The sequence below is a fragment of the Citrobacter sp. XT1-2-2 genome, from assembly GCF_023516235.1.
In the GTDB taxonomy this organism is placed as follows: Bacteria; Pseudomonadota; Gammaproteobacteria; order Enterobacterales; family Enterobacteriaceae; genus Citrobacter; species Citrobacter werkmanii.
In genome coordinates this window covers 287499-305738 of the sequence record NZ_CP097324.1, presented here as the reverse complement: position 1 = coordinate 305738, position 18240 = coordinate 287499, and the positions used below count along the sequence as shown (strand labels likewise).

20 protein-coding genes are annotated in these 18240 nt (G+C 53.3%); 4 read left to right on the top strand and 16 right to left on the bottom strand.

The features are described 5' to 3' along the window. From ugpE to livK, 10 genes are all read right to left on the bottom strand, one after another. Window positions 1–846 carry a sn-glycerol-3-phosphate ABC transporter permease UgpE gene (gene ugpE / locus M4I31_RS01445; protein WP_006687455.1) on the bottom strand — a complete coding sequence of 282 codons (846 nt, stop codon included), beginning with the start codon at window positions 844–846 and terminating at the stop codon, window positions 1–3. Beyond that, window positions 843–1730 carry a sn-glycerol-3-phosphate ABC transporter permease UgpA gene (ugpA, locus tag M4I31_RS01440; RefSeq protein WP_085049029.1) on the bottom strand — a complete coding sequence of 296 codons (888 nt, stop codon included), beginning with the start codon at window positions 1728–1730 and terminating at the stop codon, window positions 843–845. The genes ugpE and ugpA overlap by 4 nt, the downstream gene beginning before the upstream one ends. A 100-nt stretch (window positions 1731–1830) precedes the next feature. Further along, window positions 1831–3147: a sn-glycerol-3-phosphate ABC transporter substrate-binding protein UgpB gene (gene ugpB / locus M4I31_RS01435; RefSeq protein WP_016154831.1), complete on the bottom strand. Its 1317-nt coding sequence runs from the start codon at window positions 3145–3147 to the stop codon at window positions 1831–1833. 237 nt (window positions 3148–3384) lie between these two features. Further along, the gene (locus M4I31_RS01430; protein WP_085049030.1) at window positions 3385–3792 is read right to left on the bottom strand and encodes a dTDP-glucose pyrophosphorylase; all 408 of its coding nucleotides are present in this window, start codon (window positions 3790–3792) and stop codon (window positions 3385–3387) included. A gap of 140 nt (window positions 3793–3932) precedes the next feature. Then, complete coding sequence (locus M4I31_RS01425) at window positions 3933–4214, bottom strand: hypothetical protein (RefSeq protein WP_085049031.1); 282 nt, start codon at window positions 4212–4214, stop codon at window positions 3933–3935. A gap of 98 nt (window positions 4215–4312) precedes the next feature. Next, on the bottom strand, window positions 4313–5026 hold the full coding sequence (gene livF / locus M4I31_RS01420; RefSeq protein ID WP_087856271.1) for a high-affinity branched-chain amino acid ABC transporter ATP-binding protein LivF: 714 nt from the start codon (window positions 5024–5026) through the stop codon (window positions 4313–4315). A gap of 17 nt (window positions 5027–5043) precedes the next feature. Next, window positions 5044–5811: a high-affinity branched-chain amino acid ABC transporter ATP-binding protein LivG gene (gene livG / locus M4I31_RS01415; RefSeq protein WP_003827578.1), complete on the bottom strand. Its 768-nt coding sequence runs from the start codon at window positions 5809–5811 to the stop codon at window positions 5044–5046. Further along, window positions 5808–7085 carry a branched chain amino acid ABC transporter permease LivM gene (gene livM / locus M4I31_RS01410; protein ID WP_038634986.1) on the bottom strand — a complete coding sequence of 426 codons (1278 nt, stop codon included), beginning with the start codon at window positions 7083–7085 and terminating at the stop codon, window positions 5808–5810. The genes livG and livM overlap by 4 nt, the downstream gene beginning before the upstream one ends. Further along, on the bottom strand, window positions 7082–8008 hold the full coding sequence (gene livH / locus M4I31_RS01405) for a high-affinity branched-chain amino acid ABC transporter permease LivH (protein WP_003827575.1): 927 nt from the start codon (window positions 8006–8008) through the stop codon (window positions 7082–7084). Before livH ends, livM begins: the two co-directional genes overlap by 4 nt. A 61-nt stretch (window positions 8009–8069) precedes the next feature. Then, window positions 8070–9179 carry a high-affinity branched-chain amino acid ABC transporter substrate-binding protein LivK gene (gene livK / locus M4I31_RS01400; RefSeq protein WP_085049032.1) on the bottom strand — a complete coding sequence of 370 codons (1110 nt, stop codon included), beginning with the start codon at window positions 9177–9179 and terminating at the stop codon, window positions 8070–8072. A 423-nt stretch (window positions 9180–9602) separates the two neighbouring features. Between livK and panM the strand changes: the two genes are divergently transcribed. Continuing rightward, window positions 9603–9986: an aspartate 1-decarboxylase autocleavage activator PanM gene (panM, locus tag M4I31_RS01395; protein WP_038634992.1), complete on the top strand. Its 384-nt coding sequence runs from the start codon at window positions 9603–9605 to the stop codon at window positions 9984–9986. Window positions 9987–10052: 66 nt separating this feature from the next. On the opposite strand, the gene livJ is transcribed toward panM, so the two are convergent. The 5 genes from livJ to ftsY all read right to left on the bottom strand — a co-directional run bounded on the left by livJ (window position 10053) and on the right by ftsY (window position 15854). After that, window positions 10053–11156: a branched chain amino acid ABC transporter substrate-binding protein LivJ gene (livJ, locus tag M4I31_RS01390; protein WP_139815584.1), complete on the bottom strand. Its 1104-nt coding sequence runs from the start codon at window positions 11154–11156 to the stop codon at window positions 10053–10055. Window positions 11157–11481: 325 nt separating this feature from the next. Continuing rightward, complete coding sequence (gene rpoH / locus M4I31_RS01385) at window positions 11482–12336, bottom strand: RNA polymerase sigma factor RpoH (RefSeq protein WP_038634997.1); 855 nt, start codon at window positions 12334–12336, stop codon at window positions 11482–11484. A 269-nt stretch (window positions 12337–12605) separates the two neighbouring features. Then, window positions 12606–13664, bottom strand: coding sequence for a permease-like cell division protein FtsX (gene ftsX, locus M4I31_RS01380; RefSeq protein ID WP_038635001.1), 1059 nt, complete (start codon window positions 13662–13664; stop codon window positions 12606–12608). Beyond that, a complete protein-coding gene (ftsE, locus tag M4I31_RS01375; protein WP_006687468.1) occupies window positions 13657–14325 on the bottom strand; it encodes a cell division ATP-binding protein FtsE in 669 nt (222 codons plus the stop codon). The genes ftsX and ftsE overlap by 8 nt, the downstream gene beginning before the upstream one ends. Before the next feature lie 2 nt (window positions 14326–14327). Then, window positions 14328–15854 carry a signal recognition particle-docking protein FtsY gene (ftsY, locus tag M4I31_RS01370; protein ID WP_085049033.1) on the bottom strand — a complete coding sequence of 509 codons (1527 nt, stop codon included), beginning with the start codon at window positions 15852–15854 and terminating at the stop codon, window positions 14328–14330. A gap of 276 nt (window positions 15855–16130) precedes the next feature. Between ftsY and rsmD the strand changes: the two genes are divergently transcribed. Both rsmD and M4I31_RS01360 read left to right on the top strand, forming a co-directional pair. Further along, complete coding sequence (rsmD, locus tag M4I31_RS01365) at window positions 16131–16727, top strand: 16S rRNA (guanine(966)-N(2))-methyltransferase (protein ID WP_038635007.1); 597 nt, start codon at window positions 16131–16133, stop codon at window positions 16725–16727. Then, complete coding sequence (locus M4I31_RS01360; protein ID WP_042311836.1) at window positions 16717–16992, top strand: DUF1145 family protein; 276 nt, start codon at window positions 16717–16719, stop codon at window positions 16990–16992. The genes rsmD and M4I31_RS01360 overlap by 11 nt, the downstream gene beginning before the upstream one ends. Window positions 16993–17091: 99 nt before the next feature. Here M4I31_RS01360 and M4I31_RS01355 read toward each other — a convergent pair whose 3' ends face one another. After that, on the bottom strand, window positions 17092–17451 hold the full coding sequence (locus tag M4I31_RS01355) for a DUF2500 domain-containing protein (protein WP_038635012.1): 360 nt from the start codon (window positions 17449–17451) through the stop codon (window positions 17092–17094). A 141-nt stretch (window positions 17452–17592) separates the two neighbouring features. Between M4I31_RS01355 and M4I31_RS01350 the strand changes: the two genes are divergently transcribed. Next, entirely contained in the window at window positions 17593–18219 is a 627-nt protein-coding gene (locus M4I31_RS01350) for a lysoplasmalogenase (RefSeq protein ID WP_038635015.1), read from the top strand. Window positions 18220–18240 lie beyond the last annotated feature (21 nt).

Below are 18240 nucleotides of genomic sequence, written 5' to 3'. Positions count from 1 at the left end.
TTATTTCTCACTGTCCACTAAACCACGCACAAAGGCACGCTGCATGGCTAACACGATGATTACCGGAGGGATGAGCGTCAGCAGCATGGCTGCCATCACCTGATTCCATTGGGTGGTACCTTCGCCGGTGGCGATCATGCCTTTGATGCCCGCTACCGCAGTGCCCAGGTTGACATCGGTAATAATTAACAACGGCCACAAATACTGGTTCCAGCCGTAAATAAAGGTGATCACGAACAGCGCCGCCAGATTGGTTTTTGACAGCGGTAGCACGATATCGCGGAAAAAGCGCATCGGTGACGCGCCGTCAATACGCGCCGCTTCAACCAGCTCATCCGGCAGGGTCATAAAGAACTGACGGAACAGGAAGGTCGCGGTAGCCGACGCCATCAGCGGCAGCGTCAGGCCCGCGTAGCTGTCGAGCATTTTCAGGTTGGCGATCACTTCTACCGTCGGGAAAATACGCACCTCAACCGGCAGCATCAGGGTGATAAAAATCATCCAGAAGAACAGATTGCGCAGCGGAAAGCGAAACCAGACGATGGCGAATGCGGAGAGCATAGAGACGGTGATTTTCCCCACCGTAATACTGAACGCCATGATGAAACTGTTGAGCATCATCAGCCAGAACGGAGCGCTGTTGACGCCCACGCCGTTGACCCAGATGTATTTCATGTTTTCCAGCAACTGCGTGCCGGGAATCAGCGTCATCGGCGTTTCAAATACCGCTTTGTTGTCCAGCGTCGCCGCGACAAACGCGACGTACAACGGGAACAGGATCACCATGATTCCCAGCATCAGCATGGTATGGCTGAATATTGTCAGCCCACGACGGTTCTCAATCATTGGTAACGCACCTTACTTTCCACATAGCGGAACTGCACCACCGTCAAAATAATGACCAGGAACATCAGCACCACCGACTGCGCGGCTGACGCAGAGAGATCCAGGCCGACAAAGCCTTCACGATAGATCTTATAAATCAACGTCGTGGTCGCCTGTACCGGCCCACCTGCCGTGGCGGCGTCGATCACCGGGAAGGTGTCAAAGAAGGCATACACCAGATTAACCACCAGCAAAAAGAAACTGACCGGCGCAATCAGCGGCAGCGCCAGTTTAAAGAAACGGCGAACCGGTCCTGCGCCATCAATCGCGGCGGCTTCGATCAACGACCGGGGAATAGATTGCAGTGCGGCAAAGAAGAACAGGAAGTTGTAACTAATCTGCTTCCAGACCGACGCGAACACCACCAGAAACATGGCCTGACCGCTGTTTTGCGCGTGATTCCAGTCATAGCCAAACTCAGCGAGCAAATGGGTGATCAGCCCGCGACCCGGGTTAAACAGGAAGATCCACAGTACGGCGGCAACGGCGGGCGCAACGGCGTAGGGCAACAGCATCAACGTCTGGTAAAAACGGCTACCGCGCACGACATAATTCACCAGCGCAGCAAAAAACAGCGACACCAGCAGGCCGCTTACCGTAACCAGCGTACTGAACTTTATCGTCGTCCAGAACGAATCAAGGTAGTACGGGTCATGGAACAGCGCGACAAAGTTTTCCAGTCCGACAAACTGGCTGGAAAGGCCAAAAGGATCAACGCTTTGTAGCGAGTACCACAGCGCTTCACCGGCGGGCCAGATAAAGAAAATAACGGTGATAACCAACTGCGGGGCCACCAGTAAATAGGGAAGCCAGCGCGAGCGAAACACCGGACGGGATGAGGACATTGAGGTTTGATTCCTGAACAGCGCCAGATGGCGCTACGCTTATCCGACCTACGCGCATTTGTAGGCCGGGTAAGGCGCAGCCGCCACCCGGCATTTCACATTACGATTTGGTCGATTGCTCAAAGCGGCGCAGTAACTGATTGCCACGCTCAACCGCGGCATCCAACGCCTGCTGTGGGGTTTTCTTTCCGGTCCACACGCTTTCCAGCTCTTCATCCACGATGGTACGGATCTGCGGCATGTTGCCCAGACGCAGCCCTTTAGTGAACGGCAACGGCGGTTTGTTCAGCATCTGACGGGTGGCGATATCGGCCCCGGGGTTCTTATCATAGAAGCCCTGCTCGCGAGTCAGATCGTACGCGGCGGTGGTGATCGGCAGATAGCCAGTTTTCTGGTGCCATTCGGCAGCAATCTCTGGTTTCGCGAGGAAGTTAAGGAATTGCGCCACACCTTCGTAGGTGGCTTTGTCTTTACCCTGCATCACCCACAGACTGGCTCCACCGATAATCGCGTTCTGCGGTGCGCCCTTCACATCGGCATCGTACGGCATCATGCCGACGCCATAGTTGAATTTGGCGTAGTGGCGGATGTCGGCCAGAGAACCTGAAGAAGCGGTAGTAATGGCGCAATCCCCGTTGTAGAACTTCTCGGTGGATTCATCTTTACGTCCAAAGTAGCTGAAGTCGCCCTTTTTATTCAGCTCTTCCAGTAGTGCAATGTGTTTCACCTGCTCCGGTTTATTGAACTCCAGCACCGCATCAGTACCGTCAAAACCGTTGTTTTTGGTGGCGACCGGCAGACCGTTCCAGGCGCTGAAGTTTTCAATCTGGATCCAGCCCTGCCAACCGCTGGCATAGCCACACTTCATACCTGCGGCTTTCAGCTTCGCGGTGTATTCCGCCAGATCCTGCCAGGTTTTTGGCGGCTGCTCAGGATCTAAACCGGCTTTTTTGAAGGCATCTTTGTTGTAATACAGCACCGGCGTGGAGCTGTTAAACGGCTGGGAGAGTAAATGTCCGCTTTTCGAGTCAGTGTAATAACCGGAAACCGTCGGCACGAACTGAGATTCATCAAAGTTAATACCGGCCTCTTTGAATACTTCATAGACCGGTTTAATGGCTTTCGAGGCCATCATCGTTGCCGTCCCCACTTCATAAACCTGCAGCAGCGCAGGCGCGTTTCCGGTACGGAAGGCGGCAATACCTGCGCTCAGGCTTTGCTCATAGTTGCCTTTATACTGTGGAACAATTTTGTAGTCGGGATTGGCGGCATTAAAACGTTGCGCCAGTGAATCAACTTCTTTACCCAGTTCGCCTTCCATTGAGTGCCAGAACGGGATGGTGGTGACTGCCAGCGCCTGACCTGCAAATGCCAGGCTAAGTGCCAGTCCTAAAGCTGTATGTCGTAACGATATCATCGGTTATCTCTCTTGTTGTGCCGGATGCGCGATATCACGCGTTTTATGCTCGCGGGGGTAACATGACATGCTCGAATGACAGAAAAATAACTTTTTTATTACAAAAAAAAGATAGTAAGGCGACAAACAGATGGCAAGGCGGTGAAAGCGGAGTGACAGGAAAATGCGGGGTGGAGCACAACAAAGCCGGGGAGGTGCCTTACCCGGCCCATAAAAAGATTTGCCGTACAGATGAGATCACTCAGGCTGTGCGAACGTAAACTCCAGCGCCAGTCCCAGGACCTGCATACCGTGGATATTATCTTCCGGCGATATCGCCGCCAGACTTTCCAGAAACTTGAGCCGTCGCGACTGGGCGTTAATGATGAGCTTTCCTCGTAACGCAGGAAGCTTCAGCGAAGTGATGGGATAAACCACACGGCCAACGACTTCAACCGGCAGCTTGCGTAAGTCGACCTGCTGCAGCACACCAACAGAAGAGTACAGCAATGCAACAGGCGTAACGGCAAGCAACGGCGCGCTACTGATACTCACGAAATCCAGAAGTAGCTCGGGGCGCAGATAGTGCAGTCCATTAAAAGAGACCGTAACACCGTCTATTGCGGGCATGGGCAGCACGTCAGTTTGACGCGGTAAATCATTCATTCAATTACCATTGACTCAAGATATACATCAAGCCGTTGATTATGCAGCAAATAACCTATACTTGCTGGGACAAGGCTCGCAATACCTGCAGATTTAGCTAGCGACGTTACCTGACACGCTGCCCATTTACTCCGGTAACGTTAATCCCGACGCCAGCGTCGCTCAAATTCATTCTGTAAACGCTGCTGTTCCCCCCGCTCACGTTCACGTTGGATATCTGATTTTTCATCTTCCCAGCCAGGGCATACCGAGCTGGTGAATACTTCGCAGGGCGAGCTGGATTGTGCCAACGGGTTGGCCGGTTTCTCTTCCCAGATAGATGGATCGCGCGGGTCGAACGTTTGCGGTTCCAGTGCCTGAACACCAGATGCAAACGCCAATAACAGAGTTCCAATCATCATGCAGGTACCTGAACGTATCATCCCTTCTCCATGTTCATGTTATTATTGATAACCATTCTCAATAATAACATAACGCGATAAAAAGGGGCCATCAGGCCCCTTAGCTCTTAAGAGAAATCTTAACCGCCCAGATAAGCGCTACGCACCGCTTCATTCGCCAGTAGCGCATCGCCGGTGTCTTCCAGTACCACATGACCGTTTTCCAGCACGTAGCCGCGGTCGGCGAGTTTCAGCGCCTGGTTGGCGTTCTGCTCGACGAGGAAGATGGTCATCCCCTGCTCGCGCAACTGCTCGATGGTATTAAAGATCTGCTGGATGATAATCGGCGCCAGACCCAGCGACGGCTCATCAAGCAACAATAGCCGGGGCTGGCTCATCAGCGCACGGCCTATCGCCAGCATCTGCTGTTCACCGCCGGACATGGTACCCGCACGCTGAATGCGACGCTCATGCAGGCGCGGAAACAGGTCATACACCCATTTGATACGTTCCTGAAACTGGTCCTTCTCGGCAAAGAAACCGCCCATCGCCAGGTTCTCTTCCACCGTCATGCGCGAAAACACACGACGCCCTTCTGGGACGATCGCCACCGCTTCACGCATGATTTTAGCCGTTTGCCAGTCGGTAATGTCTTTACCATCAAAGACAATGCGTCCGCTGGTCGCGCGTGGGTCGCCGCATAACGTACCGAGCAGGGTGGTTTTCCCCGCGCCGTTGGCACCGATAAGCGTTACGATTTCACCCTGATTGATATACAGGCTCACCTCGTGCAGCGCCTGAATTTTGCCGTAGTGGGCGCTGACTTTATCGAACGATAACATCGCCTTATCCATATTATGCCTCGCCCCCATTATGCTTCACCTAAGTAGGCGCGGATCACGTCCGGGTTATTACGAATCTGTTCCGGCGTCCCGTTCGCCAGCGGCGTGCCCTGGTTCACCACGTAAATACGGTCGGAAATGCCCATCACCAGTTTCATATCGTGCTCAATCAACAGAATGGTGGTGTTGTGATGGTTGCGCAGCTCGGCAATCAGCTCGTCCAGCTCTTTGGTCTCTTTCGGGTTGAGGCCAGCGGCAGGCTCGTCAAGCATCAGGATCTCCGGTTGCGTCACCATGCAGCGGGCGATCTCCAGACGACGCTGGTCACCGTAGGCGAGGTTACTGGCCTGGCGGTTGGCATGCTCCAGCAAACCAATACGCGCAAGCCAGGTGGCGGCGCGATCCAGGGCTTCACTCTGCGCGCGACGGAACGACGGTGTTTTTAACAAACCGGAAAAGACACCGGTTTTCAATTGCTGATGTTGCGCCACCAGCAGGTTTTCAATCACCGTCATTTCGCGAAACAGGCGTACGTGCTGGAAAGTACGCACCACGCCCATACGCGCAATTTGCTGACCCGGCAGCCCTTCCAGATGCTGGTCGCGCAGCTTAATCGTCCCACCCGTCGGTTTATAAAAACCGGTCAGGCAGTTAAAGACCGTGGTTTTTCCCGCGCCGTTCGGCCCGATTAACGAGACGATTTCCTGCGGTCTCAGTTCCAGCTCAACGTTGTTCACCGCCAGCAGACCGCCGAAGCGCATCATCAGGCCGTTAACGGATAATAATGGCTGACTCATGCCTGCTCTCCTTTTGCTTCCCCGTTTTTCAGCTTCAACTGCGGACGGGTCATCGGTAACAAGCCCTGCGGACGCCAGATCATCATCAGTACCATCAAACCACCCAGCATTAACATGCTGTATTCATTGAAATCACGCATCAGTTCGCGTGACACCACCAGCAGGATAGCTGCGAGAATGACCGCAAACTGCGAGCCCATTCCACCCAGTACCACAATCGCCAACACAAAGGCCGACTCGGCAAAGGTGAACGATTCCGGGCTGACAAAACCCTGCCGCGCGGCAAACAGCGTGCCGGCAAAACCCGCGAACGCGGCGCTGATGGTAAAGGCGGTCAGCTTGATGCGTGTAGGATTTAAGCCCAGCGAACGGCAGGCGATTTCATCTTCACGCAGCGCTTCCCACGCACGTCCCAGCGGCATGCGCAGCAGACGGTTGATGACAAACAGCGAGAACACCACCAGCAGCAGCGCCACCAGATAGAGGAAAATCACGCGATCGGACGGGTCATACTTCACGTTAAAGAAGTTGCTGAAGGTATCCCAGCCGCCTTCACGCGCGCTGCGGCTGAACTCAAGACCGAAAAAGGTGGGTTTCGGGATCTGGCTAATACCGTTCGGGCCGCCGGTGATTTCGGTGTTGTTGAGCAGCAGGATACGGACGATTTCGCCGAAGCCTAAGGTCACAATAGCCAGATAATCACCGCGCAGACGCAGGACCGGGAAGCCGAGCAGGAACCCCGCAGCGGCAGAAACCAGCCCCGCCAGCGGCAGACAGGTCCAGAAACCGAGGCCGTAATAGTGGTTCAGCAGCGCAAAGGTATAAGCGCCGATGGCATAGAAGCCGCCGTAGCCCAGCACCAGCAGGCCGGAAAGCCCCACCACCACGTTTAAGCCGAGGCCGAGGATGATATAAATCATCGTCAGCGTGGCGATATCGACCGTACCGCGCGAGACCATAAACGGCCATGCCACGGCAATCACCAGCAGCGCCACCAGAAACAGTTTCTGTTTAACAGTGGAGCCGTCAATCGCTGGCAGAATAAACTTCGGCCCGGAGACGCTCTTCAGACCTTTCTGGAACGCCGGACGCAACAGTTGGAAAAGAAACACGACGCCAGTGCCGATAAACACCCACTGCCAGCGGATATCCGCAGCGGTGTCCACCACCAGTTTGGTGCCGTCCAGCTCTAACTGGACGCCCATGAAGACGCCCGCCAGGATGAAGAACATGGCGGCAGAGAGCAGCGCCATTGCAAAATGCATCGGTTTCATACTTTCTCTACCTCCGGACGACCCAGGATACCGGTCGGCATCACCAGCAGTACCAGAATCAGCAACGCGAACGACACCACGTCTTTGTATTCCGTACTCAGATAAGCAGAGGAAAGCGCTTCGGCAACGCCCAAAATCAGGCCGCCAATCATCGCGCCAGGAATGCTGCCAATGCCGCCCAGTACCGCCGCGGTAAAGGCTTTCATCCCGGCCATAAAGCCGATGTAAGGGTTAATTACGCCATAGAACTGACCGAGCAGCACGCCCGCAACCGCCGCCATTGCCGCACCGATCACAAAGGTCAGCGCAATCACGCGGTCGGTGTTAATGCCGAGCAGGCTGGCCATTTTCAGATCTTCCGCACAGGCGCGGCAGGCGCGTCCCATACGCGAATAACGGATAAACAGCGTCAGCGCCAGCATCGCGAGGAAGGTTACAATCCAGATAACCAACTGCATAGTGGTGATAGATGCAGAGAAGTTATCACTACTGCCGACAGTCCACTGGCCGTTAAACAGGCTGGGCAGCGCCACGTCGCGCGAACCTTCCGTCAGGCTGACGTAGTTTTGCAGGAAGATGGACATCCCGATAGCGGAAATTAGCGCGATCAAGCGCTTGGAGCTGCGCACGGGCCGATACGCCACCCGTTCAATACTCCAGCCGTAGGCGCTGGCAATCACAATCGCGCCGACGAAACCCGCCGCGACCAGTAGCCAACTGGAATCAATCCCCATCATCATTAGCGCAGCGATGATCATAAAGGAGACATAGCTGCCGATCATATACACCTCGCCATGGGCGAAGTTGATCATGCCAATAATGCCGTACACCATCGTATAACCGATGGCGATCAGCGCGTAGGTGCTTCCCAGCGTGACGCCGTTAAACATCTGCTGCAAGAAATAGAGGAACTGCTCGGACATAAGGTAACCTTTCTTAACCCGCCCGTTTTGCACGGGCGGTGGGATAACTCGTCTTCAGGTATTACTTCGCGACGGTTGATGAACCATCTGCGTGCCACTGAAAGACACCAAACTCAAATCCCTTCAAATCGCCTTTTTCGTCCCATTTCAGCGGCCCAATCACGGTATCAGCCCCGTGTGCTTTCAGATCTTTCACCAGATCCAGCGGCTCTTTGCTTCCGCTGCGATCCATTGCGCTCGCCAGTGACTGGACGGCTGCATAAGTGATCCACACGTATGGTCCACTTGGATCTTTCTTGTCAGCTTTAAGCGCATCGACAATCGCTTTATTCGCCGGATCCTGGTCATAACGTTTTGGCATCGTCACCAGCATGCCTTCTGCGGCATCACCGGCGATGTTAGACAGAGAGGCATTACCCACACCCTCTGGCCCCATAAACTGCGTTTTCAGGCCAACGGATCGCGCCTGGCGCAGCATTTGCCCCATTTCCGGGTAGTAGCCGCCGTAATAGACGAAGTCGATATTTTCTTTCTTCAGACGGGCAATCAGCGCAGAGAAATCTTTTTCCCCGGCGGTGATCCCATCAAAGAAGACGATGTTGGCTTTGCCCGCTTTCAGGCTGTCCTGCACCGAACGCGCCAGGCCTTCGCCGTATTGCTGTTTATCATGGATGATGGCGATGCGCTGCGGCTTCACCTTCTCCAGAATGTATTTTGCGGCGGTTGGTCCCTGAGAGGAGTCCAGACCCGCAGTACGCATAATGTGTGCGTAACCGCGCTGGGTCAGTTCCGGGTTAGTGGCGCCCGGGGAAATCATCAGGATCCCTTCGTCTTCATAGATGTCTGACGCTGGCTGAGTCGAAGATGAGCACAGGTGGCCAATAACATACTGAATACCGTCATTGACGATTTTGTTTGCTACGGCAACGGCCTGTTTTGGATCGCAAGCATCGTCATATTCCACGGCCACCAGCTTGTCGCCTTTGATCCCGCCTTTGGCATTGATATCTTTAATGGCCTGACGTGCGCCATTAAATTCCATATCACCCCACTGCGCGACCGGACCCGACATCGCCCCGACAACAGCCACCTTGATATCTTCTGCCATGACAGCATGCGACATTGCCAGTGCTATCACCCCTGCGATGATTGTTTTCGCATTCCGTTTCATTAACTGAATCCCCATTCGTGACGTAATTAATATTTTGTATTTATGTGGTTAAAAAGCAGACTGTGCTTTTTTTGAACTGCACTATTTTTACCAGTCTCATTAATGGGTTAGCGCAGTTTTTTAAGCAAAATCAGACTAAAATCTCTATATTTCAGTCGATTAAGAAAAGATAATATTCTGCTTTTCACTATAGATAAACAAAAAAAAGCACATTTGTCAGCATAAAATAACGGTACAAAGAGCGGAATAAAATGCTGCATTCCAGGGTATTATCCTGCCTGTTTTTCAATCTCTAATGTTTCAAACTGTCATTACCGTTGTCGCAAAACTATTAACCTGGTTAATCGCATAAAAAAGAGAAAGCATCCGGGCGAATTATTTCGGTACACTGATCTCATCTTTTGTGATTTGGACATGCTGCTAATGAAGCTGACCATCGTACGTTTAAACAACTTTAGCGCTCAGGATCTGATTGATCTGGGCAAAATCTGGCCGGAATATTCCGCCTCATCATTAAGCGTAGATGAAACGCACCGGATCTACGCCGCGCGTTTTAACGAGCGTCTGTTAGGCGCAGTACGTGTCACCCTGAGCGGCACACAAGGTGCCCTGGATTCGTTGCGCGTACGTGAAATCACCCGTCGTCGCGGCGTCGGGCAGTATTTGATCGAAGAGGTGATCCGTGAAAACCCAAGTGTGAGTTCATGGTGGATGGCAGATGTAGGCGTTGAAGACCGCAGCGTGATGGCCGCGTTTATGCAGGCGTTAGGCTTTACAGCCCAGGCAGATGGCTGGGAAAAAAGATAAAAAAACCACCTCGCAATTTTCCAGGTATGTAGGCCGGGTAAGGCGAAGCCGCCACCCGGCACTCAATTACTTGGCGTCGGTCGCCGTACCATTAGCATGCCAGTCAAACACGCCGAATTCGAAGCCTTTCAGATCGCCCTTCTCGTCCCAGGACAGCGGCCCCATTACGGTTTCTACTGAGTTTGCTTTCAGGTACTTGGCAATTTCAGCCGGATCGTCAGACTGGTTCAGACCGGCCTGCAAGGATTGCAGCGCGGCGTAAGTGGTCCACACGAATGCACCACTCGGATCCTGTTTCTTGGCCTTGATAGCATCCACAATCGGTTTGTTCGCTGGCACCTGGTCGTAGTTCTTCGGCTTGGTTACCAGTAAGCCTTCCGCAGACTCACCCGCAATGTTAGACAGCGACACGTTCGCTACCCCTTCCGGACCCATAAACTGGGTTTTCAGACCTGCGGCACGAGACTGACGCAGGATCTGCCCCATTTCCGGGTGATAACCACCGTAGTAAACGAAATCGATATTCTCTTTCTTCAGGCGCGCCACCAGCGTCGAGAAGTCTTTTTCACCGGCGGTAATTCCGTCAAAGAACACCACGTTGGCGTTGCCTTTCTTCAGGCCGTCCTGCACCGCACGCGCCAGACCTTCACCGTACTGCTGCTTATCGTGAATGATGGCGATGCGTTGCGGCTTCACTTTTTCCAGAATGTATTTGGCGGCAGTTGGCCCCTGATCGGAATCCAGGCCGGTGGTGCGCATCACCAGCTTATAACCACGCGCGGTCAGCTCCGGCGCCGTCGCTGCCGGGGTGATCATCAGAATGCCTTCATCTTCATAGATATCTGACGCGGGCTGGGTAGAAGATGAGCACAGATGGCCGATAACGTATTTAATCCCGTCGTTGACCACTTTGTTCGCGACCGCTACCGCTTGTTTCGGGTCACAGGCATCGTCATATTTCACCACGACCAGTTTGTCACCTTTCACCCCGCCCTTGGCGTTGATATCCGCAATCGCCTGCTCTGCGCCAGTAAACTCCTGATCGCCATACTGCGCTACCGGACCGGACATTGCGCCGACAACGGCCACTTTAATATCCTTAGCAAACGCCATATTGCTCAAAGACAGGGCGATACATCCTGCCAATAACGCTTTACCCTTCATATTCATCCTGACAATCCCCATTATTGTGGTTATTACGTGTGTTGTGATGTTGTTGTTCAGCACTTTATTTCGATTATTGGATAGCCACCCGTGCTTTAGCAGCATACTCTGCTAAAACATACCCGATTTTTATTATTTTGGAATAGCTAAATTTACATCCAGATAACAAATTCGTGTCTGTGGAGGGGAGGAAAGGAAAGGTCGTAGGCCCGATAAGCAAAGCGCCATCGGGCAAAGGTGTTGCCGGATGGCAGCGTAAACGCCTTATCCGGCCTACAAAAAACAAAACCCCCGAATTCACATTCGAGGGTTCATTGGCAATGCGCGAAGATTACGCTTCGATCGCCGCGCGCAGTTTTTTCATGGCGTTCTTTTCAAGCTGACGAACACGTTCAGCGGAAACGCCGTAGCGATCGGCCAGTTCCTGCAACGTCGACTTGTTGTCTTCGTCCAGCCAACGGGCGCGGATGATATCCTGGCTACGTTCGTCCAGACCTTCCATTGCGTGAGTCAGTTTGTTCGCGGCCTGATCTTCCCAGTTATCTTCTTCAATGCCATCGGCAAAGTTAGAGGATTTATCCTGCAGATACAGAACCGGCGCCATCGGCTGGCTGTCGGACTCGTCGTCTGAAGACATATCAAACGTCATGTCCTGCGCCGCCATACGGGATTCCATTTCGCGCACGTCTTTGCTGGAAACACCCAGCTCACGAGCCACCATTTCAACTTCGTCCTGGTTGAACCAACCCAGACGCTGCTTGGTCTTACGCAGGTTAAAGAACAGCTTACGCTGTGCTTTAGTGGTCGCGACTTTCACGATACGCCAGTTACGCAGAACGTATTCATGGATCTCAGCTTTGATCCAGTGCACGGCGAAAGAAACCAGGCGCACACCCACTTCCGGGTTGAAGCGGCGCACGGCTTTCATCAGGCCGATATTACCTTCCTGAATCAGATCCGCCTGCGGCAGGCCATAGCCCGCGTAGTTACGAGCAATATGAACAACAAAGCGCAGGTGAGACAGGATCAGCGTTTTAGCTGCTTCCAGATCGCCCTGGTAATGCAGCTTTTCAGCCAGCGCCCGCTCCTCGTCAGCCGACAACATCGGCCACGCGTTCGCAGCCCGGATGTAAGACTCCAGGTTACCAACAGGGGCTAAAGCTAAATTTTGCATTTCTTTGGTCATTCAAATCCTCTCAATCTTTTCATCTGGCGCGTTGGCAAAAACTAATTAACAAAAACCAGTAGCAACAACCATGCCAGAGCTTATGAGCAACGAGAATATCATTCAATCTTTTATCAGACAGTGATTTTATCCACAAGTTCCATGTCGTAATGTGTATAGATTACGCACAAAATGTGACATCACAATGAATACGCCGGGAAGAGATAACAGGGACTCTTTCCCTGCAGAGCGAACTACTCAGTGCAGGGAAAGATTATACCAGAGATTTTTTAATCGGGGGTAAAGTGGCGTAAATGTTGAACCGTGGCAAGCCAGGCTGCCACCCAGCCGATCATTGAGCACACCAGCAGTAACAACAGGCACTCGTCGAATGATAAGCCATTGATATCAAACTTAGTTCCAAAGACCTGCGCCACTTCAGTCACCGCTGACGACAGACGCATCACCAAAATTTCTGACAAAATCAGTGAAAGAAATGCGCCGGAGAAACCGAGCAGCGCGCCGCCGTAAAGGAATGGGCGCAGGATAAATCCGTCCGTTGCGCCAATCAGCTTCTGCACGTTAATGGTATCGCGACGCGCAAAAATACTCAGACGCACGCTGTTACCAATGACGAGGAAGACCGCCGCCACCATCAGCACGCCAATCATCGCGGATACACGCCCCACGAGTCCCGTCAGAGCAGCCAGACGAGCAAACCAGCTGTCATCCATCCGCACTTCATCAATACCGTTGATTTGTGCAATGCGGTCGCGCAGGGTGTTCAGCGACTCCGTCCCCTGGAAGTCCAGTTTCGGGATAACTACCGCTACGGCAGGAAGCGGGTTCTCTTCCAGCATGTCCAGCGCGCCGCCAAAACCGGACCAGTTACGGAATTCGCCCAGCGCATCTTCGCGGGAAAGATAATTTACTTTCTCAACGCCCTGTTCGGCCTGCAACTGACCAACCACCCGCGCCGCCGCGTCATCATCCAGCGTTTTTTGCAGATAGACGGTGATTTGCGGCGAAGGATAATACTGGCTTGCCGCCTGGTTTACGTTTTTATAAACCATGTAGCACACGCTTGGCAGCGTCAGGGAGATGGCGATCACCATTACCGTGAGGAACGTCGCCAACGGCTTACTTTTCAAGTCCTGCAACGCGCCATGGAACGCATAGCGCACCTGCTCGTTAAAAACGTTGGTTTTACGTGAGTTCGGTTTTGGCGCGGCTTTCGCTCGTTTTGGCGCATTGCGACCACCGTCACCCGGCGCGCCGCCTGATTTACGAAAACGATCCAGTCGGCCACCGAACTGTTTAATTTGATTGATAGCGTCACGTCTATTCATGCGCCAGGCCTCCATGCAGGTGTCCATCACTCAGGACCAGCTGGCGGTAGGAGCGACGGGAGATCAGTCCAATGTCATGCGTGGCCATTAATACCGTGACCCCGACGCGGTTAAACTCTTCGAACAGGCGCAGGATCCCTTCCGACAGCGCGTCATCCAGGTTCCCCGTCGGTTCATCCGCCAGCAGTACCGCAGGTTTATTCACCACCGCGCGGGCGATACCCACGCGCTGTTGTTCACCGCCAGAGAGCTGAATCGGGAAGTTTTTCGCTTTGTCCAACAGCCCGACCTTATCCAGTGCCGCTGACACGCGACGACGAATATCGTCCCCGCTGGCGCCCGCGATGATCAGCGGGATTGCCACGTTGTCAAATACGGTTCTGTCCATCAACAGGTGGTGATCCTGAAAAATCATGCCGATCTGACGACGCAGAAACGGCACTTCACGGTTTTTCAAACGGCTGATGTCATGCCCGCTGAAGTAGATTTTCCCGGCGCTGGGCCGTTCAATTCCACAGATCAGCTTCAGCAGGGTACTTTTACCCGCACCAGAGTGGCCGGTCAGAAACGCCATCTCGCCAGGCTGCATATGGAAGGTCACTCCCTGCAGCGCTTGTCTCCCACCGAGATAGGCCTTGCTGACATGTTCAAAGCGAATCATTGTTAATCCTCTCGGGCAAAAAGTGCCTCTATAAAATCGTCCGCTTTAAACGGACGTAAATCCTCGATACGTTCGCCCACACCAATATAGCGGATAGGGATGCCAAACTGATCGGCAACCGAGAAGATGACCCCACCCTTCGCCGTACCGTCCAGCTTGGTCAGGGTGATACCGGTTAAGCCCACCGCTTCATGGAACAGTTTGGCCTGGCTTATCGCATTCTGCCCGGTACTGGCGTCGATAGTCAGCATAACTTCATGCGGCGCCTCTTCGTCGAGCTTCTTCATGACGCGAACGATTTTTTTCAGTTCTTCCATCAGGTGCGATTTGTTCTGCAAACGGCCTGCGGTATCAGCGATCAGCACGTCTACGTTACGTGCCTTCGCGGCCTGGATGGCATCAAAGATAACGGAGGCGGAATCCGCACCGGTATGCTGCGCAATCACCGGGATATTGTTACGCTGACCCCAGACCTGCAACTGCTCTACCGCTGCCGCACGGAAGGTATCGCCCGCCGCCAGCATCACCGTTTTACCCTGCTGCTCAAACTGACGCGCCAGCTTACCAATGGTAGTCGTTTTACCCACGCCGTTTACGCCAACCATTAAGATAACAAATGGCGTTTTACCCTCGACGTTCAGCGGCTCATCAACCTTCGCCAGGATCTCGCCCATCTCATCTTTCAGCAGGCCATACAGCGCTTCTGCATCTTTGAGCTGCTTGCGGCTAGCGCCTTCCGTCAGATTCGCAATAATCTTACGGGTCGTTTCTACGCCCACATCCGCAATCAGCAACTGCTCTTCCAGCTCTTCAAACAGATCATCGTCGATCTTTTTACCGCGGAACAGACTGATAAATCCGGAACCGAGGTTTTCTTTTGTTTTCAGCAGACTGCGTTTCAGACGCGCAAAGAAACCTTCTTTAGTTGGTTTTTCCTGCTCCTGGACCGCCTCTTCTTCTACCGGTTTTTCAACGGCAGGTTCTTCAACCGGCACCACCATGACGGCTTCTTCCGCCGCCTCGGCAGCCAGGGCCTGCGCTTCCAGTTCTTCGTCAGTCAGTTGCGGTTCGTTTTCGGCTTCTTCTTCAACCGCCTCGACGATTTCGACAGTTTCCGCTTCAGCCTGCCACTCTTCGGCAGAAACATCTGCGGTTTTCACCTCTTCCGGCAGCGGCAATTCTTCGCGTTCGATAACCGCCGCCGCAGGGGTTTCCACTTCAGGTTCAACAGTGGATTCAGCAACCGCCTCAGCCTCCGGCTGCGGTTGCCCGGCAACAGGCGCTGCTTCCGGCTGCAGTTTTTCGATTTCAGCAACTTGTTCCGTGACTTCAACAACTTCAGCAGCAAAGGCTTGTGTTTGTGCCTCGCTACGGGTTTCCTCGGCGCGCGGCTGTTCGTCAACGACGGTAGTTTCTTCAGCAACCGGTTGTTGTTCTTCGTTTTTTAGTTCTGTCTCGTTTTCCGGTGCCTGCTCTTTTTGACCAAAGCCCAGCCAGGAAAAAAAGCCACGTTTTTTCTCTTTCGCCATTTGCGACTACACTCCCCCGCTGTTGCTTCATGGCACAGCGTCAACGCTATGTACATAGCAGCTAAAAAAATGATGAAATAGTCTATCACTTATACCCAATGAATTTCGAGTTACGTCAAGGCGGCAAGCGCACGAATCCCGATGAGCTTACTTTTAGTAAGTGATTCGGGTGAGTAAGTGCAGCCAACGAAGAGGTAACTTGAAAGGCGAAGGGTTAACTTAACTCACATCACCGCCTGGAATGACATGCTATAGGCGGATTGAGCAATAATAGAAATGAAAAAACCGAATCACTCTGGTAGCGGCCAGATCCGCATTATTGGCGGGCAATGGCGTGGCCGTAAACTCCCGGTTCCGGACAGCCCCGGCCTGCGCCCGACCACTGACCGCGTACGCGAAACCTTATTTAACTGGTTGGCCCCGGTAATGGTCGATGCACATTGCCTGGACTGCTTCGCCGGCAGCGGCGCGTTGGGGCTGGAAGCTCTCTCTCGCTATGCGGCAAATGCGACGCTTCTGGAGATGGATCGCGCGGTATCGCAGCAGTTGCAAAAGAATCTTGCTACGCTGAAGGCAAATCATGCCCGCGTCGTCAACACCAATACGCTGGCGTTTCTGGCCCAACCTGGTACGCCGCATAACGTGGTGTTCGTTGATCCGCCGTTTCGCAAAGGATTACTGGAAGAAACTTTAACGCTTCTGGAAACCCATGGTTGGCTGGCAGATGAAGCGTATATTTACGTTGAGAGCGAAGTCGAAAACGGCCTGCCGCCGGTTCCGGTAAACTGGTCGCTATACCGTGAAAAAGTGGCAGGACAGGTCGCCTACCGCCTGTATCAACGTGAAGCACAAGGAGAGCACGATGCTAATTAATCTGGGACGTCTGTTGATGCTCTGCGTCTGGGCATTTTTATTACTGAATATTTTCCAACCCTTCCCACGCCCGCTTAACATCTTCGTTAACGTCGCGCTGATCTTTATGGTGCTGATGCACGGCATGCAATTGGCGCTGCTAAAAAGCACCATGCCAAAAGATGGCCCGCAGATGACCAGCGGGGAGAAAATCCGCATTTTCCTGTTCGGCGTCTTTGAGCTGCTGGTCTGGCAGAAGAAGATTAAGGACCAGTTGAAGAAGTAACTGGGATGTTTTCGCCCGGCGGCGCGTTGCGAGCCGGGGCGACAAAATTTGTAGGCCGGATAAGGCGTAACCGCCATCCGGCATCAGTCAGATGAAACCTTAGCGTTCAGCCGTAAAATCAATAAAACGCGAACCTTTATAACTCAGCGTGCCCTTGTCTCCGACCGTTAGCGCATGGTACTGCCGGGCATCCAGGCGAAACGTCTGCTCCAGACCGCCGCTTTGCGGCTTAAAGCTGGCTTCATAGCGCATGCTGGTTCCTGCCGGGCTCACTTCCTGTTGACGGGATCGCCGATCGTTAAGTGGTTTTTCCCGCTTATTACTCACTACCACCTGCTTTTGCACCAGCGGTGCTGCATCGTTATCCGCTTTTTCACGCCGCTGCTGGACAAAGCGAAACGACGCGGCGACAACAATTAAGACAATGATAACAATGAAAAAAAGCGGCGGTTTGCTCATAGTATTAACCCATCAGAAAATGCGGAAATAAGCATACATTGCCTGTTATGGTGTTGTCATCTGGCAGTGTCGACCTCTACACTGAACAATAGAGCCGTAAGCACCCCGCTTACGAAAAAATAACGAATTCAAGGAACTAAGATGCTTTGGTCGTTTATCGCTGTCTGCCTTTCCGCATGGTTGTTCGTGGATGCTTCCTATCGTGGGCCCGCCTGGCAACGCTGGGTCTTTAAACCCCTCACTTTACTCCTGCTGGCGCTGCTGGCCTGGCAGGCGCCAATGTTTAACGCCATCAGCTATCTGGTGCTGGCAGGGCTGCTTGCCTCACTGCTGGGCGATGCGCTGACGCTGTTGCCGCGCCAACGTCTGCTCTACGCCGTGGGGGCGTTTTTCCTCTCGCACCTGCTGTATACCATCTACTTCGCCAGCCAAATGACGCTGTCGTTCTTCTGGCCTTTGCCATTGGTATTGGTGGTGCTGGGGGCGTTGCTGATCGCCATCATCTGGACACGGCTGGAAGAGCTGCGTTTAGCCATCTGTACTTTTATCGGCATCACGCTGATGATGGTCTGGATGGCGGGCGAACTGTGGTTCTTCCGTCCCACTGGCCCCGCGCTGTCGGCATTCCTCGGTGCCTCATTATTGTTCATCGGCAATTTTGTCTGGCTGGGTAGCCATTATCGCCGCCGCTTCCGCGCCGATAACGCCATTGCCGCCGCCTGCTACTTCGCCGGACATTTCCTGATTGTTCGTTCGTTGTATCTCTAATATCGCTTGACTCTGGAGTCG

Coding starts and splice junctions, on each gene's coding strand:
- M4I31_RS01355 (WP_038635012.1), bottom strand. CDS start 17,451: ATGAGCAAACCGCCGCTTTTTTTCATTGTTATCATTGTCTTAATTGTT.
- ftsY (WP_085049033.1), bottom strand. CDS start 15,854: ATGGCGAAAGAGAAAAAACGTGGCTTTTTTTCCTGGCTGGGCTTTGGT.
- ugpA (WP_085049029.1), bottom strand. CDS start 1,730: ATGTCCTCATCCCGTCCGGTGTTTCGCTCGCGCTGGCTTCCCTATTTA.
- M4I31_RS01425 (WP_085049031.1), bottom strand. CDS start 4,214: ATGATACGTTCAGGTACCTGCATGATGATTGGAACTCTGTTATTGGCG.
- ftsX (WP_038635001.1), bottom strand. CDS start 13,664: ATGAATAGACGTGACGCTATCAATCAAATTAAACAGTTCGGTGGCCGA.
- panM (WP_038634992.1), top strand. CDS start 9,603: ATGAAGCTGACCATCGTACGTTTAAACAACTTTAGCGCTCAGGATCTG.
- livK (WP_085049032.1), bottom strand. CDS start 9,179: ATGAAACGGAATGCGAAAACAATCATCGCAGGGGTGATAGCACTGGCA.
- livH (WP_003827575.1), bottom strand. CDS start 8,008: ATGTCCGAGCAGTTCCTCTATTTCTTGCAGCAGATGTTTAACGGCGTC.
- M4I31_RS01360 (WP_042311836.1), top strand. CDS start 16,717: ATGCTAATTAATCTGGGACGTCTGTTGATGCTCTGCGTCTGGGCATTT.
- livG (WP_003827578.1), bottom strand. CDS start 5,811: ATGAGTCAGCCATTATTATCCGTTAACGGCCTGATGATGCGCTTCGGC.
- ugpE (WP_006687455.1), bottom strand. CDS start 846: ATGATTGAGAACCGTCGTGGGCTGACAATATTCAGCCATACCATGCTG.
- livJ (WP_139815584.1), bottom strand. CDS start 11,156: ATGAATATGAAGGGTAAAGCGTTATTGGCAGGATGTATCGCCCTGTCT.
- rsmD (WP_038635007.1), top strand. CDS start 16,131: ATGAAAAAACCGAATCACTCTGGTAGCGGCCAGATCCGCATTATTGGC.
- M4I31_RS01430 (WP_085049030.1), bottom strand. CDS start 3,792: ATGAATGATTTACCGCGTCAAACTGACGTGCTGCCCATGCCCGCAATA.
- ftsE (WP_006687468.1), bottom strand. CDS start 14,325: ATGATTCGCTTTGAACATGTCAGCAAGGCCTATCTCGGTGGGAGACAA.
- M4I31_RS01350 (WP_038635015.1), top strand. CDS start 17,593: ATGCTTTGGTCGTTTATCGCTGTCTGCCTTTCCGCATGGTTGTTCGTG.
- ugpB (WP_016154831.1), bottom strand. CDS start 3,147: ATGATATCGTTACGACATACAGCTTTAGGACTGGCACTTAGCCTGGCA.
- livM (WP_038634986.1), bottom strand. CDS start 7,085: ATGAAACCGATGCATTTTGCAATGGCGCTGCTCTCTGCCGCCATGTTC.
- livF (WP_087856271.1), bottom strand. CDS start 5,026: ATGGATAAGGCGATGTTATCGTTCGATAAAGTCAGCGCCCACTACGGC.
- rpoH (WP_038634997.1), bottom strand. CDS start 12,336: ATGACCAAAGAAATGCAAAATTTAGCTTTAGCCCCTGTTGGTAACCTG.